We start from the raw sequence: 17234 nt of genomic DNA, 5'->3' as shown, positions 1-17234 counted from the left end.
CGGGAGTCCACTGTGTACGAGTTGAACCGCGTCCTGCTGCGGAACTTCGGCCCTCGCGACGCCCGGTACGAGTGCGTCGACCTCGACCTGTCCGGGGTCGGAGAGCCGGTATCGACCGGTGCTCTGGTTCCCGACGCCGGCCACGTTCCCCATCGGCCCTCGCCCGCGAGCCTGGTGATGCTGCAGAACGGGGGTGGCAAGGGCGTGCTCCTCACCGCAATCATGTGCACGACCATCCCTTACCGTCACAAGGATCTCGAGGCGCTTCGCAAGTTCGTCGTCTCGCCCGCCCAGCCGTCGCACATCGTGATGGAGTGGGTGGACGCGCGCACCGGCCGGCTCCTGGTCACCGGTCAGGTCCTCGCGCCGGCAGCAGACAAGAACCTCAGCAGGCTCTTCTACAGCTTCCAGCCCGGAGCGGCCCTCACCGCGGATCGCCTGCCATTCCACCATGACGGCACCTGGCTCTCCTTCGACGACTTCTGCACCGAGCTGCGGGACCTCAGGGCCCGCCATGAAGGGCTGGGCCTGCGGGAGGAGGCCGGCCAGAAGGAGTGGGAAGCCCACCAGAGCAGCCTCGGCCTCGAGCCCGACCTGTTCAACGTCCAGCGCGCGATGAACGCTACAGAGAGCGGTGCCGCCAACGCGTTCACCACGACCACGTCCGGTGCCTTCGTGGAGTGGCTCCTCACGAAGGCTTCCGACGCTTCCGATTACGACGCGGTCGGCAAGATGTTCGCCGGGTACGCGGGGGCAGTCTCGCAGTACCAGCTTTGGCAGAAGGAGCGCGCGTTCGCCCTCGAGATGCAGCGCCAGTGCCAACAGGTCGACGACGCCCACACGGCACAACTTTCGCAGGCGGCACAGGCAGCACAAGCCTCGACGAACCTCGTGGCGCTGGCTTCGACACTCCTGGCCAGGGACAGGCAACTGGCCTGTGAGGTCGAGCTTTGCAGTACCGCCTACGAGGAGGCGGATGTCGAGAACCGGACGAGACTGGGCGCACAGGACGCGGCCGACCGCGCGCTGCGACACGTCCAATGGCACAGCCTCCGGCTGGATCTGGCCGACCTGGAAGCCAGGCGGACGGATGCCGAGGCGAGGAGGCTCGAAGTCGAACAGGAACGCGACGGCTGGACCCAAGTTCCGCTGGCCCTGGCCCTCGCGGCTGCCCGCCATGCCTTCGACAGTACCCAGCTCGACCTGACCCGGGCCGAAGGGGCCATCGCGCCCTATGCGAGGGCCGCCGATGACGCCGCAGCCCGGCTGAGGATCAGCCTGCGGCTGGCAGAAGAGGCCGCCCGTAAGAAGATCCGCGACTTGCAGGAGGCCACGCGCGCCAGCGGGATCGACGTCAGCCAGTGGCGCGCCCGCATGGGCGACCTGCGCAAGCTCGACGGTGTCGCGGAGGGCGAGACGGCGAACCTCAGCTCGCTCGTCGCCGAATTCGAAGCCGCCCTCCAGCGGGCGCGCGAATCGCGGGACGTGCTGGCCGGAGAGACGGCGGCGGACGCAGCTGCCCGCTCCCGTACGGCGGAAAGGGACCTGGGGGAGCAGGCCGACGATGCGAAAGCAGCTGTCGATGACGCGAAGACGAGCGCTGCCCAAGCTCGGGCAGAGCTCTCCACCGCCGATGCCGCCGCGTCCGCGGCCAGCAATGCTGCAGACAACGCGAGCGCTGTGATCGACAGGCTCCGGACCAGGGCGCGGCACATCCAGCGCGATCCCCTCAGCTCAGAGCTGCTGGAGACAGAACTCGACGCGACCGGCGATGATGCCTTGACCTGGATCGCCGTTGCGGCAGGGCCGCTGCACGACGTCGCCAGCCGCCGCCATGCAGCCCTGGAAGGAGCCCTCACAGCTCAACGGCGCAAGCTGGACAGAGACCAGGAGTACCTGACCGCCCTGGACACCAGTGCCGGACTGCTGCCCGCGCGCACTCACGTCCGCGAGGTCTGCGACGCCTTGCTCGGGCACGGAGTCGCTGCACATCCCGGATGGATCTGGATGCGCGACAACCTGCCGACCGACCTCCACGCCCGGGCAGTGTCCGATCACCCCGACCTGGTGGACGGAGTGATCGTCACCGACGAGTTCGCGCTGGAGAAGGCGCGCCAGTTCCTGGAAGATCTCCGCCCACTGCCGGCAGCGGCCGTGGCCATCGGAACCGGCAACCGCTTCGCCAACACGGCCCCCAGCGACCAGGCGGGGCGCACCGTGGTGGAGCCCACACCCGCCATGCACGATGAACTGGCCGCCGCACGCGAGCGAGAGATCGTCGAGACGCGTATCCGGGAGACCTCCGAGGAAATCCAGCAGCAGGAGACACGCCGAACGGCAACGGCACGACTCCTTGCCGCCCTGGACCACTGGCAGGACGAGATCGGAGAGCTTCCCCTAGACGTACGCCTTGAGGAACTGAGCAGCCTTCAGGCCGCCTCCGGAGTCGCCAGGGAAGCAGCCGACGCGGCCTCCGACCGAGCACAGGAACTCGAACTTGCCCTGGGCGAGACCGAGTCGCAACGCGATAACGTCCTCGCCCAGTGGGCAGCCCAGCAAAGGACGGCAGACGACCTGGAGCGGCTGGCCGACAGCGAGGCCGAGGCCGGCCGTGCCGCCGACCGGATCGCCGAACTCGAGCGCCAGACCACACTGCGGCTCGCCGAGTTCGGCAAGCTGGAAGCAGCCTGCTCCGCAGCGGAGGACGAGAACCTTCGCCGTGCCCGCCTCATTGAGAACCACGAACAGGAGGCGGCCAGACACAGCGGGGAGCTGGAGGTGATCACGGCCACCGACGAGGCCGAACGCCGCCAGGCACAGGCCGGCGTGCTCGCCCCCCTGCCCGTGCTGCGACAGCAGTACAAGCAAGCCGCCTCCGATCTACACGCCCGTGAGGTCGGTGACGACCTTCGCGAGCGCGCGCGGACTGCCGAGGCCGACCTCCAGAGCTGCCAGGCCCTCTGGAAGAAGGTCCCGCCCTCTGTACAAGATCGAGCACAGGTCCTCGCGCAGGACACACGTGCTGACGATGCCATCCAGCGAGACGCCCTCGTGCGCAGTATGACCGAGCAGACCACGCGTCTGCAGACCGACGAAAGCCTTCTCAACTCGGAGCGCGCCCGCGTCCAACTGCAGCTCGAGCAAGCCCAACCGGCAGAGGGCCAAGCCTTTCTGGAAGAGGAGGCCGCACAGGAGTGGACCCCGCATGACCGGGCCCAGGCCCAGAAGCTGCTGGAGACAGCCGGAGATTTGAAGAGCAGCGCGGACCGGGCAGCGCGGACGGCCGGGGACTCCTTCGAGGCCGCGGGCCGCGCCAAGAAGGAGGCTGAGCGTAGCCGCACCGCCCTCGCCCCGGTCCTTGCACTCTTCGAGGCGGCGATCAAGGGCATGCCCATCGATCAGGAGGCCGCACCCTACCCTGGATCACTCGAAGGCGCCGAGTCCAAAGCCCGAGAAGCCGTGAGCCTCCACGCGACAACCCACAAGCAGCAGGGCGCTGCCGACCGAGCTGTCGAAGGAGCCGTAGCCGATCTGAAGGACGCCGTCTCCAACGTCGCCTACCACGACCTCGACATTCCCCTGCGCGCACAGATTTCCGCCCTAGACGGACGAATGATCCCTCCCCTGGCCGCCGATTTCGTCACCGCTCTCACTGAACGCGCCGCTGTCCTGGCCTCCCAGCTGAACGGAGTCGAGCAAGTACGCGAAACCCTGGTCCTCCAACTGGCAGGTCGTGTCTCCGAAGAGCTCAAGAAGCTCGACCGCGCCAGCGCCTTCTCCGTCTTCCCCGACGACGCCGGCCCATGGTCGAACCAGCGCTTCCTGACGATCAAGTACCAGCCGCCGGAGCAGCCCCTGCTCCATGGACTTGTCCGCGAAGCAGTCCAGGCCATGGCCACTGCCCCCAACGCCGGTGGGCTCAAGGGAATCGACGTCGTCATGCGCTGCCTCCACCGCGCCGTCCCACGAGGCTTCACCGCCAAGGTGATCAAACCAACTGCCTCGCGCACCATCGAGCACGTGCCCGTGGAAGACATGAAAACGATCTTCTCAGGCGGCCAAGAACTCACCGGAGCCATCCTCCTGTACTGCGCGCTGGCCGCCCTGCGAACCTCACCAGGCCCGCGTAGTCGCACTCGGCACGGCGGCCTCCTCATGCTGGACAACCCCATCGGCCGCGCCAACGCGGACTACCTCATGCAGATCCAGCAGGAGATGGCCACAGCACTCGGTATCCAGCTGCTCTACACCACCGGACTCAGCGACGACAACGCCACCCTGCGGTTTCCCCTGCGCATCCAACTGCGCAACGACGCGGAAGCCCGAAGCGGACTGTCCCTCGTCCGCATCGACGAACGTGTGCGCGCATCGCTGGTCCCTAGGCCACGGGTGACGCCCGACCCCGAGGCCCCCGAGCCCGCTGGCTACCTGAGCACCGCCCGGCTCTACACCAAGACCGAGGCCGGACAATGACCACGCCACACGACAGCCCGGTGCCACCCTTGTCTCCAGCCGCCACCAGGCTCAACGACACCCTGCAAGCCAGGACCCCCGGCAGCGGCACGCTCTCTCGCACAGCCCTGACGGAGGCATTCGCCTCTGCTCTACCGGGCCTGTCTCACAGCGGCAACAGCCGCCAAAGCCTCGCCACCCTGCTCATCGAGCTTGCCGACGCGCAACTCCTCACCCTGCCCTCCAACCCGGCGAAGTGGGACGCCGGGCGCCCCCCACTGCCCGACGCCGTCCGCATCGTCCGGCACCACCCGGCCCCCTCGGCCCCCCGAGAAGCGCGGTCATGGAGACCAGAGCTCAGCTGGGTATCGACCGCGCGCGTCACCACCACACAGACGAACATCCTGACCGCGATCAACCGGTGGTTCCGGGACACGAGTAGCACAGCGGAGGCCCGCCGCCCCCTGTCCCTGCGCGAACGATCCCACGAGATCTTCAACGACGAGAAGCGCCTTGACAGCCTCATCGGCGGAGCGCTCTTCGGCCCGGGCCGACTCGACCTCGACCAGCTCGCCACCTACCGGGAAGCCCCACCGCTCGCCTATCGACACCTCGGAGACGGCGACACCATACTCGTGATCGAGAACAGCGATACCTTCGCCACCCTGCGCCACCTGCTCCAACGCGACCCCGGCCGGATCGGCTACGTCGCTTTCGGCGCCGGCCGCGCCTTCGAGGCGACCATTGCCAGCATCGCCGAACTCCCGCAGATCCACCGCATCCTCTACTACGGAGATCTCGACGCGGACGGCCTGTCCATCCCGGCCAGGGCCTCCATTACCGCAACGCTTCTGGGCCTACCGCCCGTTGAACCAGCGGAAGGCTGCTACCGGCTCCTCCTCACCCGCCCTCGCAACACAGCACTCAAGGTCGATCCGAGCCGCGCCCGGCTGCTCGTGGAGTGGCTACCACCCGCCTTGCAAGATCAAGCCCTCGTGATGCTCACGGCAGGTGACCGCGTCGCCCAGGAAGCCGCAAACCTGAACCATCACCTCGCAGACACTCAGTGGCTCACCATCCGGGAGTTGGCACCAACGACCTCCCGCCCACACTCCGAGCCTCCCCCACGAGGCGCGGGCGGCAACAGCTCTTCGGTCACGTCCTGAGGCGCCGCACGGTCTCGTCGAGGCCGCCCCACTGGCTGAGGGCGGCCTCGACGAGCTCGACGTCAGGCGGATTCCTCAGATCACGTCCTGAAGGGTGAGTCGTGCCATCCCCGTCGGCCCCACCCCCAGGGCCAGGGCCTCGCGGCGGCGGGACCGGACTGTCGGTGACGTGCTGTTGAATGTGCGGCATGGCGGCTCACAACCGAGGCGTCCGAACGCGGCCAGTGAACGAGAGTATCCATCAGATCGTCGACTAGGATCGCCCGTTGCACTCCGTGAGTCGCGCGCAGCGTGCACCGCGGGTGCGGGCCGTCTGGTCTCGGGCTTCAGGGGGGACCGTGCCGAACAGAGGGGTGACGGCGGGGGCTGGCGTGCCACCCGTCAATTTCGCCACCCACCAAGTGCGGACGGGAGGCATGGGCGGCGCCCGCGACGACTTCGAGGCAATGATCGGCCAGCTCGCACTCGCGCTCACCCCCGGCGTCCGCATCATCGCGGCGAACCCGGGGGACTGGGGCATCGACGCCTTCGCGGGCGACCTCGACGGTGCCGTCACCGTCTGGCAGGCGAAGTACTTCTTCCCCGCCACCGCCGGAGACAGCCACCGGCGCCAGATCCGTAAGTCCTTCAACGCGGCCGTGAAGGCCGCACGGGAGCAGGGCCACACCGTCCAGCGGTGGGTGTTGTGCGTGCCGTCAAACATGGACGCGCCGACGGCGAAGTGGTGGGATGATTGGAAGCGGCGCAACGAGCATGCCCATGGCCTCGTGATAGAGCTCTGGGACGAGACGGCCCTGCGTGCGAGGCTGCTGAGGCCGGAAGCCGACCATGTGCGGAGACACTACTACGATCCGTTCGCCGGGAGCTCCTCCTCGGGCCTTTCGTACCGCAAGCCGACGCGTTCGGTGGCACGGATGGTCCGGCGGTACGGCTGGCTCGGCATCCTGCCGACCCTCGCGATCGGCGCGGCGACGACCCTGTGGCCGAGTGCCGGCGGAGACGTCCACATCCAGGCCGGCTCGTTCCGGCCTGTCCCGAGTACTACACGCTACAGGCACCCGGAGAGGCGTTCGTGCAGGCCAAGCGGACCAACTGGGCGCCCTGGGACGGCGCCACCCTGGTGGCGTCAGCCCCGGTGAAGCCGGTGATCGAGGTCACCGCCCAGACATCGTCCTACGAGTCGGTCCTCCTCATGGGCGTGCGGGTGAACATCGTCAAACGCGGGCCGCTGCCGAAGCAGGGCATCGTTCTCGGGCAGGGCGGTTGCGGCGCAGGCCAGGATGAGCGCCCGTTCGACGTCGACCTCGACCCGACTCCTCCAAAGGTCATAGCCGTCCAGGGGACGAAGCCCCTCACGCAGTTCCCGTTCCGGATCGAAGCGGCGGACCCGGAGGTGTTCGTCCTCAACATCTCCGACACGTCGGACGAGTGCTGGTTCACGATCGAGCTGGACTGGGTGAAGCAGGGCGAGCCGGGCACCACGGTCGTCGATGACCGCGGGAAGCCGTTCCACGTCATGGGTGCCGGTGGGCGGCCCCGCTACGTTCCCGGAGGCGGCCCCACGGCTGTTGACGGCCTCGTCCAGGGCGGCTGAGCGCCGTCCCACCGCCCTGCGGCCGCACCCAGGCCGCTGGCAGCACCAGCACCACCAGACCCCACAAGCCGTCAGGAAGGATCCAGCCCCACCCGCCACTCCCCATGACCGATTCAGCGACCCGACCACCACATGGGACACACTGTCAGTCGCAGCGCACTGTGTTCCGGCTCGGTCATCGCCTGCCCGTGCTGCCCTACGGCGCCGGCCAGCCGATGCCCCCTGCGCTGTCAGCTCGGTCGCGAACGTGCCATCCGCCCGGGGCGAGTGGCTCACATGGTCGTGGCTGGTCATCTCAAGGGCCGTCATCCCTGTGCGCCCTCTCGCCTGGTTGGGCTGCACAGGATGACACAGACCGCGAGACCGCGTCTCTACGCGTCCTCCGGCGTGCTCAGCTTCTCGACGTCGAGCCCGGCGTGCCTCGCTCGGCTCGACTGGCCGACGTCGTAGGTGAACAGCTTCATCCGGCCGCCGACGACCGGGCTCACGGCCAGCGCCCGGTCCACGATCTCGTCGTCGGCGATCGGCAAGCGAGTGTGCGCCGGCGGGTCGAACAGGATCTCAGCGGCCACGCCGGGCCCACCGTCGCCCTTCCGGAGGATCGTGTAGCACCGATCCCCCTTCGGGAAGAGGCCGTCGATCACCTTCAGGGCGCGACGAGCCCGATGGCGCACGTGCTTGTTCGTGGACTCCTTGAGGCGGTCCAGCTCATCGATGACGACGATGGGTACCATGAGGTGAACGGTGCCGAACTCCGCACCCACCAGAGCGGCCCAGTCGATGTACTCAAGCTCCTGCGGGTGCTCGATGAACATGCTGGTGTCGAACACCACTGTCAGGGCCGCCTGAGGCCCTCGGTTGATGGCCTCTTGAAGCCTGCGTACGGCTTCCTCGAACGCGGTCTGCCGCTGCCGCAACTCCAGCCGGACGAGGCTGTTGGTGAACCTCTCCATGGAGCCCGAGCCGAAGTCGGCGGCTCCGGCGAGCAGGTGCTCGTAGCGGCGGGTGAAGACGAGGCGCTCGATCTCCCGCTCGCTCAGCTGGCTGGTCAGCCGCTCGACCGCGTTGTTTGCCCACTCCAGGTACGCCAGTACGAGCTCGCCTGCGCCCAGCGGGGAGCCGGTGTAGAGGTTGCTCACCTCCGTCTCCACGTCTCGCAGCGCTTGAAGGACGTTCTCCCGGTTCGCTCCCGGGTGAAGGGCGAGGTGCATCCGGCGATCCTCGCAGCAGTCGAACCGGATCGCACCCCGTTCCGCGATCGATATGGCAGAGACCTGGCCGTCCCAGGAGTAGCCGGGGCGGACACTTCCTCAGGGGTTCCGCAGCACCGGCGCCAGGCTTTGGCCGGGCTGGCGATGACTGTGCGCAGGTTCATCCCGGAGAGGACCACACCGAACAGCTCAACCATGTCACCCAGGCCATGCGCGACCTGCGCGAGGAGAAGCGCCGCAACCTGTTCGACTACCCCGGCGGCGACGACGAGTACGCCGAAGCCTCGAGACCTTGGTTGACGAGCGCCGCCGCCTCGCTGCCCTGCCACAACGCCCCTCCGCCTGGGTCGAGGTCGAGACCGGCCAGACCTTTGCCGACGCCTGGACCGTGGCCGACCAGGAAGGGCGTCGCCAGCTCCTTCTCGGCCTCAAAGCTCGCCTCTACATGACACCCGCCATCGAAGGCTGGTACCTGCCCGCCGAACTCGAAGCACATGCAGGGCAACTGGAGAGCGATGGGAGATCGGTGCAGGTCGGCTGCCCTGAAACGTCGTCGGCCCGAGCTGGTCGTGGGGTGGATGGGGCGTCGAACGTGGTCGCCTTCGCAAGCGCAGGCTGACCTCAGTCCGTGGGCGCACGGCACATCGTTGGGGGAGATGCCCTCTCCCAGAACGCCGTTCACCTGAAGCGACGTTGAGGATGGGCAGACCGTTGCCGACACCTTGGCCTCGCTGGAAACACTGCGGCGTTCTCGCGGCCGGCCTTCCAGACTCCTTGATGCCCGCGCGAGAACGGAATCTCCCGATAGTCCGCCTCCTGGCATCCCGGCCGTCCATCATGGAGGCATGACGTCCAGTGACCCCGCCCCGGCACAAGCACGACCCGATATCACGGCGGTGACGCGGCAAGACATCTTCAAGTACCTGCGCGGGATGTCGAGGCCCTGGTGGGGAAAACAGGACGAAGTCGCGTTTCTGGAGGGCCTCTACGACCTGGACCTGCCGCCGTCGGAGAGCAGCCAGCTCCCGACTGTCCGCGCCGATATCCAGCAGCACCGGTTTAACAACTTCGACCTGCCTGACGACTGGATCTTCGAGGACCCCAGGCTGGAGCTCTTCCGCGGAGCGGATGAGGTGTTGCTCGCCTTTCTGGCCCGGGTGGTCCATCCCGAGGTGGCGGCCGACGTCGAGGAGGCGACCGGGCACGTCGAGGAGCTGAACCGGCTTCTGGCACCGGACGGATGGAGCCTGCGTCCCTATGAGTTCATTTCCGGCCGCCCGCTGTACACCCCGGTGCGCGTCGCGCCGACGGGCCCGTTGGTCCCGTTGCCGCTGGGCGATGAGGACACGGGCAAGCTCGACCTGGTCCTTGGCCAGACCTACAGCCTTCTGGACTGCGCCGGCGAGGAGAGCGCACGGGACCTGCTGCGCACCGCGATTCTGACCCTGCGCCGCGACGGCGGCTTCTTCCATCCCATGCCGGGTGACGGCTGGACGGCGGACACGTACGAGGCGGTCCTGACGGTGGAGCGCGAGCTCCTGCACGCCTTCACCGAAGAGACGAAGGACTTGGTCTGGCGGACTCTGGAGAGCGTGCTGCGCCAGCTCGGGCGCACCGACGTCCAGAGCCTCGTGGTCGAAGGCGATCCCCGGCCCATGCCCAACATCGCGCCGGACTGGCGGACCCGGGCCGCTGCCCCTGCCACCCCCATCGTTCGGGGCTTCCGTCTCCCTTTCACCAGCACCGAGTTCGACGTCACCCGAGGTGACTTCGCCAGCCTGGAGATCCGCGGTTCCCAAGACGGTGATGGGCTCCAGCACCTCTACGACACCCGCGCACGCCGAATGATCACCGACTTCGTCCTCGACGATCGGCCTCAGGTAGCGACCCTGCTCAACGTCACCATCATCAAGAAGGGCGACAGCTACACGCCGAGGATCAAGCTCTGGAAGAAGGACAAGAAGAAGGCGGGGGACACCCCCATCTCCCAGATGATGCCTGACACCGGCGCCACCCGGGCGGTCAAGGCGCTCGTCGACACCGGCGACGTTCACGAGAACTTCTGGAAGGTCATCAACTTCATGCAGGGCTGCGTCGGCCTGAGCACCCCCGGTGTCCTCCACCAGCTGGTGACCGGGGACGAAGCGCAGCTGGCCCAGCTGCTGACCGGTCAGGACCGGAGGATGGTTCTCGGTGCGGTCAGGTCTGCGGTCGGTGGCGGACTTACGGAAGCGGACATCCGGCTGATCAGCAACCGCAAGGAACAGCTCCAGAGGTTCGAGCGGCTCCTTAACGATCCGGACTACTTCCAGCAGGCGGAGAGCCTGGCCACGACACGCGGAGCGGAGGCGGTCTGGCAGGCCTTCTTCGAAGAGAACCAGTGGATCTTCGGTTACGGCCTCAACCTCATCGCCTGCCAATCCATCGACGACGGCAAGCTGGAACGCATCACCACAGGCGCCAATATCTTCGGCGGTGCCGGGAAACGCATCGACGCCATCATGCGTTCCAAGGGTCTGATCAGCAGCATGCTCTTCTGCGAGATCAAGACCCACGAGACTGAGCTACTCGCCAGAATCCCGTACCGATCGGGCGTCTACCAGGCATCGAAGGAGCTGGGCGGGGGCGTGGCCCAGGTGCAGAAGACCGTCAACAAGGCCCAGCAGCTCATCTCCCGTCAGTTCCTCGATCGCATCTACGAGGACGACGGCACCCCGATCGATGTCGGGCTGTCTACCACCCGCCCGCGGCAGGTCGTGGTGATCGGGAGCCTGCAGGAGTTCATCCAGAACGGCGCCGTGAACCCGGAGAAGCTCAGCTCCTTCGAGCTGTACCGGACGTCGATCCAGGACGTCGAGATCATCACGTTCGACGAGCTCTACCAGCGGGCGTGTTTCATCGTCGAGGACCGCTGAGTCTGGTCGGTGTAAGAGCATCGGGTCTGGCTCCATCGCGTGGGCATTGCGACGGACAAGTCGCCGCCCCTGGCTCAGAGTGTGTGGACGTTCGACGTTTCGACTTGACGTTCGACGTGCTCCGGCGGCTGGAAGCTATGGTTGATCCGGCAGCTCGCGATAGCACCATCGGCGGCTGCGACAATTTGGCGTTACACGGCTGCGGGGGCTGTGTGCGCAGGCCTTACGCTCACCCACTGAAGCAGTCCTGGCGACGTGCTGGGCACGGTGCTGGACAAGACCGAGCTGATGGATCAAGGCCTCGGACCCATTGAGTATGACCAAATGCGTGCCCTAGTAGCGTGGCCGCGGATGATTTCGTACGGCACGGGGAGGCGGCGGTTGAAGGGCTCCGGGGCGGCGGGTTCCCGTCGGCGGCAGGTGTGGGCGCAGTCCGTGAGGAAGGCGCGGACGTGCCTGAGAGGCCTGGCGGAGGGCGACACGACTTCGCGCGAGCTGAAGGACGTGATCGAGGAGGTACTGGCTCCCGAGTACAAGGGGCGGGTGATCGTCGAGCTCCTGCAGAACGCCCACGACGCGCACCCGGCCACACCAGGCGGCGGGCGGGTGGAGATCCTGCTCGACGAGACCGAGGGCGAGCACGGGGTCCTCTACGTGGCCAACGGCGGCCGTGAGCTGACGCCGAAGCGCTTCGGCGCGCTGTGCCGGGTCGCGTCGTCCAGCAAGCGGCCGGACGAGGGCATCGGGCACAAGGGGGTGGGCTTCAAGAGCGTCCGTGAGCTGACCGAGGCCCCCGAGTTGTACAGCGTCTCGGGCCCGGTCGCGAAGGCATTCGACGGCTACTGCTTCCGCTTCGCCCTTCCGTCGGACTTCGACCGGCTTGCGGCTGAGGCGGCCCCGGATGACCCCGGCGCGGCGGACAAGCTGCGCGCCAACCTGTCCGCGCTGACCGTCCCGGTGCCCGTGGACGAGATCCCCGAGCCGGTGCGGCAGCTCCGTCGCCACGGGATCGTCACCGTCGTCCGCCTGCCCCTCAAGGACGCCGCCGCCCGCGCCTCGGCCGTCCGACAGCTGCGCGAACTCATCGACGACAGCGCGCCCTTCGAGCTCTTCCTCGACCGTCTGGCCACGGTCGTGGTGACCCACACCGAGGCCGGTGCCGCCCCGAACCGCGCCGTCTTCGGGCGGCGGGTGACGACGCTGTACAAGGCCCGCGGCCTGAGGATCGAGGAGGTGGCGCTGCGCCGGGGGCGCCTGAAGCTGGTCCTGGTCCGCAGCAGCGTGCCGGAGGAGCGTGTCCTCCCCGCCATCGCGGCCGGCGGCGACATGGGCAAGGCATGGGACAAGTGGCGCGGGTCGGCCGAGGTGGTGGTGGCGGTCCCGGTGGGCAAGCCGCTGACGCGCGGTCGGCTCTACACCTTCCTGCCGATGAGCACTGCGACGGAGTGCCCGGTCGACGGGTACGTCAACGCCCCGTTCTTCGCCCATTTCAGCCGCCGCTCGCTCGCCGTCGAGACGTCGTGGAACCAGCTGCTGCTGGACGAGGTGGCGACGGCGTGCGCCCGCGCGGCCGTACTGGTCGACGAGGGGCGGGTGTCGCTGCCGGGCGAGGCCGTGATCGACCTGGTCTGCCGACAGGGCGCGGAGCTGGAGCGCCTGCGGGAGGCGTTCCGGAAGCTGGACCGGAAGCTCAACGAGGTGGCCTTCATGTCGAGGGTCCACCCAGAGGGCTCTCGCACCTCGTTCGACCACGGCTACCTCGTCGAGCAGCCCGAGGGCGTCGAGGTCTTCACCCCGCAGGCCATCGGCGCGACGGGCAGGGCCGAGATCATCGACCCGGCCCTGGACCCGCTGCGCGCCGAACGGCTCCGGACGATGGGCCGTCTGCTCCGACTGCGTTTGGAACCACCGACCGCCGAACTCGCGCGGTGGGCCGAGGCTGTGGCCGAGGGGCTGGCCGCAGCCACCGGCACGGAGGAGGCGGATCACGAGCGCTGGGCCGACTTCTACCACGACCTGGCGCTGTCGTTCCCCGACGCCGCCGAGCTGCGGGGCAAGCGGATCGTCCTCGACACGAGCGGCCGGCTCGTCCCCGCCGGTGGCGAGCACGTCTTCTTCCCCGACACCGGTGACGTCCTGCTCCAACCCGACGCGCTGCCCGTCCGCGTGCGGGAGCACCTCTCCTTCGTCCGCGATGCGATCCCGTGGTCGGGAGGCCGGGGCAGGGCCCGGAGCCGACGTGTCGCCGGGCGCCGGTGGCTCGAACAGCAGGGGCTCGTGCAGACGTACACCCCGGCGGCACTGCTGCCCGTCCTGACCGCCGTGATGCGGCAGGACGGGCAGGACGACGAGACCCGGCGCGAGTGCCTGCACCTGGCCTGCCGCCTATGGAGCGCGCAGGGCCAGCGGGCCGGTCACATCGAGGGTCTGCTCGTTCCCACCAGGAGAGGGTGGTCGTCCGCCCGGCACGCGATGTTCGGCCCGGGCTGGTCGGGAGTGACCTCGGCCGTCGACGACACGCTCGTCAGCTTTTTGGACCTGACCCAGGCCCTGGACGACTCCCTCCGGAAGGCCCACGGCGCGCTCCTCCGGCCGGCCGCCGAGGTGTGCGACGGCAGCGGCACCGATCCGGCCGCGCTCCAGCGCTTCCTGGAGCGCCAGGGTGTGAGCCACGGCCTGCGCCCGACGTACCAGGCTGTCATGGGGTCGGTGAAGGGGAGCCAGCTCAACTACCCGAGGTCCTTCGACGCATATGGGTCCATCTGCCGTACCCTCCAAGCGCACCGGGACTGGACGGAGACGGCCCAGAACTGGCGGAACAGGCACGGGAGCCTCTACTCGACCGTGGCCTACCGGCCCCATAACGGCGTGCTGGCGAAGCTCCCGGGCCAGGACGCCTACGCCGAGTTCTCCGACGAAGGCCGTCGGCTCTACGCCGAGCTGATCGTCCACGGCCTGGACAGGTGGCGAGACAGCGCGCTGGAGGCCCGCTTCACCGGAGGCAGCGACCGCTCCGGCACCCTCTGGCCGACTCCGCTCGCCGCCTTCCTCTGCCACGCGCCGTGGATACCGCAGACCCTGGACTATCGGGGCCGGAGCACCTTCGCCCCGGTCTCCACCGCGTGGTGGTGGAGCGAGAGCGAGCAGCCGCCCGCCTACCTCTCCGTCGTGCCCGCGGGGCTGCGGCAGCTGGCCACCGGCAAGGCGCTGGGCCGGCTCGACCTGCTGGGCGTGCGCCGCTGGTCCGACCCCCGTACCGCCCTGGACCGGCTCCGTCACCTGCCCCAACTCCTGCTCCAGGCGCCTCAGTTGCGCCACGGGGTGCACGCCAACGCGATCCGTCGCGCCTACGAGCGGGCGTGGTCGGACCTGCTGCCGCCCCACCCGGGCCAGGACGGCTGTCCGGTCGGCGGTCGGCCCACCGGGCCGGAAGCCCTCCTGATCTCCCGGGCCGGCGCCCTGGAGGTCCTTCAGGTCGGCCCCGACTGTGAAGCCGCCGAGCCGGTCTACCTGCCGGACCCGGGCAGCGGCCAGCAGCGCAAGCTGCTCGACCAGGTCCCCGTGCCGGTGCTGCCGCTGGGCGACCGGGCGCTGGGCAGCCGGGTGTACGAGCACCTCTCGGACCACGACGGGTTCGAGCCCCGTCCATGCAGCGAGGCGGCGGTCCAGGTGGTCGCGGACCAGCTGCCCGCACCGCAGGCGCCGAGCACGCCCCTGCTGGAGTTTGCCGGCCCCTGGCTGCGCACCCTGGTGGCCGCGGTGGTGGAGTACGACGAGGACCGTGCCCTGCGTCCGGGGACGGTCACGGTCGCCCGGCTCACCCGGCGTCTGCGCTCCTGCTCCCTGGTGCTCGCTGCCGAGGCCGTCACCCATGTCGCCGGACACGTGCTGACCGCCACCGACCGCTCGGTGTTGCACGACGACCCCGAGCGCCCCTGCCTGGTCGTCGTCCAGGCACCGCCGCGAGCGGACTGGCCGGTCCTGGAGGCGGCCGCGCCGGGCATCGCCGAGCTGGTCGGCGCGCCGTACCGAGCCGACGCACTGGAGATCGCCCTGGTGAGGCTGGGGCAGCGAATGCGGAATCGGGGAACCGCCGAGGTGACGGAGGCCGACCTGGCCGCAGCACTTCGCCTGCCGCTCCACCGGCTGGAGGCGGTGCTCTCCGACCGTGCCTCCGCCCGCTCGGGCAGCGCCCGGATGGTCCCCGTGCTCGCCTGCGAGGACGTTGAGTTGGCGGAGCAGCTACAGCAGCTCCAGGAGACGTTCAACAGCCGTGAGGAGCTGCGCGGCTGGCTGGCCGAGAACCTCGGCGCCGATCGCGCCGAGCTGCTGCTCTCACTCTCGGAGGACGACTGGCAGCGGCTGCTGCTACGGCTCGGTGTGCCGCTGGAGCGGGCCAACCGCGCGTGGGAGGTCCTTGGGCTTGCCACGATCGACAACTCTGCCCTGCATACCCGCCAATTCGAGGCATGGCTGCAGGGCAACCGCTCGCGGCTGGCGGACCGGGTGCGCGACGCGTTCGCCGCCCCCCACCGCGCCGGGCGGGAGCTGGGGGAGTACGTGCGGCTTCGCGAACTGCCGGAGCTCGGCCCCGACCCGGCGTGGCACCGGACGCTCTGGGAGCTCCCCGCCCAGCTGATGGCCGACCACGCGGACCGGTGGCTGGCCGAGCACCTGCCCCCGGCGGGCAAGGACTCGGGGGCGCTGCCGCCGGTGAGCGAGCTCCGGGGCGCGTGTGTGGGCTTCGTGCACGCCCGACTGCCGGAACTGCGCAGCCTGATCGAGCGCTGGGTCACCCGGCAGGGGGCCGGAACGGAGTTCACCTGCCCTGGGGCGGCGCGGGTCGCCCAGGAGATGGAGGCGGAGGGGCTCCTCGACTTCGCTCCGCTGACCCGCAAGGCACTGATCGCCTGGCTGCGCTCGCGTGGTTACTGGCCGGACGGGATGCCGGCCACGACGAACCTCGCCGACCTCGGGCTGGAGGGCGATATGGCGGGCCGTCAGCCGTCGTCGCCGCGCGACGGCCGGGCAGCGGCACCGTCGGGGCGGTCCCAGACGCCGACGCTGGAGTTCAACGGCGAGCTCCTGCCCATAGGGAGCGACGACCTGCGCGAACTCGCGCGCACAGTGGTAGCCGACCTTACCGAGGCGGAGCTGGCGACGCCGGTCGACGTGGTGCCCCCCGAGGCTCCCGGACCCGCTGCCGCCATCCCGCGCCAGCGCGGATCCGGCGGCTCAGGGAACGGCACGGGCGGCCTGCGGGAGTCCGGCAATGGCGAGAAGCCCGTCGCGGTCGGCCTCGCCGGCGAGGTGGTGGTCGGCGCCTGGCTGGAACGGCACTTCGGGGTGCCGCCCGAGGAGTCGTGGAAGTCGGAGATGCGCCGCCACGTCCTCGCCGACGGGCTGGGCAACGACAGCCTCGGCTACGACTTCCTGATCCGGGACGGCGAGCGTACGCTGCTCTTCGAGGTCAAGTCGTCCACCGGCGCGGACGGCGACATCCACCTCGGGGACACCGAGACGCGGGCCGCACGGGCGAGCCAGCTGGAGCCCGACGTTGAGTACCGGATCGTCTACGTCTCCCACGTCAACGACCACGAGCGCCGGAGGATCACCCCGCTGCCCAACCCGTTCAGCGAGTCCGGCCTGACTAGCTATCAGATCGTCAGCACTGCTATGCGACTGCGCTTCGTCCTGCCACAGGAGGAGTGACGGCGCTGCGCCGGTGCCCGGTCCCGGCCGGTTCACCAGCCGGGGTGAGTGAACGGGCGAAGCCGTGCTCGACGCGGGCGCAGCTCTACATGACACCCACGATCGAAAACTGGTGTCTACCTGCCGAACTCGAAGCACGAGCACCGAAGCTGGAGCGCGCTGGCAGCTCGGCGTAGGTCGAGTG

Annotated in this window: 8 protein-coding genes; 7 read left to right on the top strand and 1 reads right to left on the bottom strand. The window is 69.0% G+C overall.

Annotated features, from left to right (window positions below; genetic code table 11):
* Window positions 1-12 precede the first annotated feature (12 nt).
* The 4 genes from VM95_RS00835 (at window position 13) to VM95_RS00820 (ending at window position 7212) form a co-directional block, all read left to right on the top strand.
* Window positions 13-4473, top strand: a complete 4461-nt coding sequence (locus tag VM95_RS00835) for a coiled-coil domain-containing protein (RefSeq protein ID WP_045691947.1) — start codon at window positions 13-15, stop codon at window positions 4471-4473.
* Entirely contained in the window at window positions 4470-5618 is a 1149-nt protein-coding gene (locus VM95_RS00830) for a Wadjet anti-phage system protein JetD domain-containing protein (protein ID WP_063773426.1), read from the top strand. Before VM95_RS00835 ends, VM95_RS00830 begins: the two co-directional genes overlap by 4 nt.
* Window positions 5619-6034: 416 nt before the next feature.
* On the top strand, window positions 6035-6757 hold the full coding sequence (locus tag VM95_RS38425; RefSeq protein WP_052707065.1) for a hypothetical protein: 723 nt from the start codon (window positions 6035-6037) through the stop codon (window positions 6755-6757).
* A 5-nt stretch (window positions 6758-6762) separates the two neighbouring features.
* Window positions 6763-7212, top strand: coding sequence for a hypothetical protein (locus tag VM95_RS00820; protein WP_157881960.1), 450 nt, complete (start codon window positions 6763-6765; stop codon window positions 7210-7212).
* Between the two features lie 371 nt (window positions 7213-7583).
* On the opposite strand, the gene VM95_RS00815 is transcribed toward VM95_RS00820, so the two are convergent.
* Window positions 7584-8423 carry a PIN domain-containing protein gene (locus VM95_RS00815; protein ID WP_045691945.1) on the bottom strand — a complete coding sequence of 280 codons (840 nt, stop codon included), beginning with the start codon at window positions 8421-8423 and terminating at the stop codon, window positions 7584-7586.
* A 292-nt stretch (window positions 8424-8715) separates the two neighbouring features.
* Between VM95_RS00815 and VM95_RS42215 the strand changes: the two genes are divergently transcribed.
* The 3 genes from VM95_RS42215 (at window position 8716) to VM95_RS00800 (ending at window position 17050) form a co-directional block, all read left to right on the top strand.
* Entirely contained in the window at window positions 8716-9042 is a 327-nt protein-coding gene (locus tag VM95_RS42215; protein WP_157881959.1) for a hypothetical protein, read from the top strand.
* Window positions 9043-9268: 226 nt separating this feature from the next.
* Window positions 9269-11338: a Shedu anti-phage system protein SduA domain-containing protein gene (locus tag VM95_RS00805; protein ID WP_045691943.1), complete on the top strand. Its 2070-nt coding sequence runs from the start codon at window positions 9269-9271 to the stop codon at window positions 11336-11338.
* Between the two features lie 504 nt (window positions 11339-11842).
* Complete coding sequence (locus VM95_RS00800; RefSeq protein WP_045691942.1) at window positions 11843-17050, top strand: sacsin N-terminal ATP-binding-like domain-containing protein; 5208 nt, start codon at window positions 11843-11845, stop codon at window positions 17048-17050.
* Window positions 17051-17234 lie beyond the last annotated feature (184 nt).

Source organism: Streptomyces rubellomurinus, assembly GCF_000961885.1.
Lineage (GTDB): Bacteria > Actinomycetota > Actinomycetes > Streptomycetales > Streptomycetaceae > Kitasatospora > Kitasatospora rubellomurina.
The sequence above is the reverse complement of the archived record's forward strand: the minus strand, read 5'-3'. Positions and strand labels throughout refer to the sequence as shown.

What these genes read in the sequence shown, in the direction of transcription:
- VM95_RS00830 (WP_063773426.1), top strand. Translation starts at nt 4,470, where the DNA reads ATGACCACGCCACACGACAGCCCGGTGCCACCCTTGTCTCCAGCCGCC.
- VM95_RS00805 (WP_045691943.1), top strand. Translation starts at nt 9,269, where the DNA reads ATGACGTCCAGTGACCCCGCCCCGGCACAAGCACGACCCGATATCACG.
- VM95_RS38425 (WP_052707065.1), top strand. Translation starts at nt 6,035, where the DNA reads ATGGGCGGCGCCCGCGACGACTTCGAGGCAATGATCGGCCAGCTCGCA.
- VM95_RS00815 (WP_045691945.1), bottom strand. Translation starts at nt 8,423, where the DNA reads ATGCACCTCGCCCTTCACCCGGGAGCGAACCGGGAGAACGTCCTTCAA.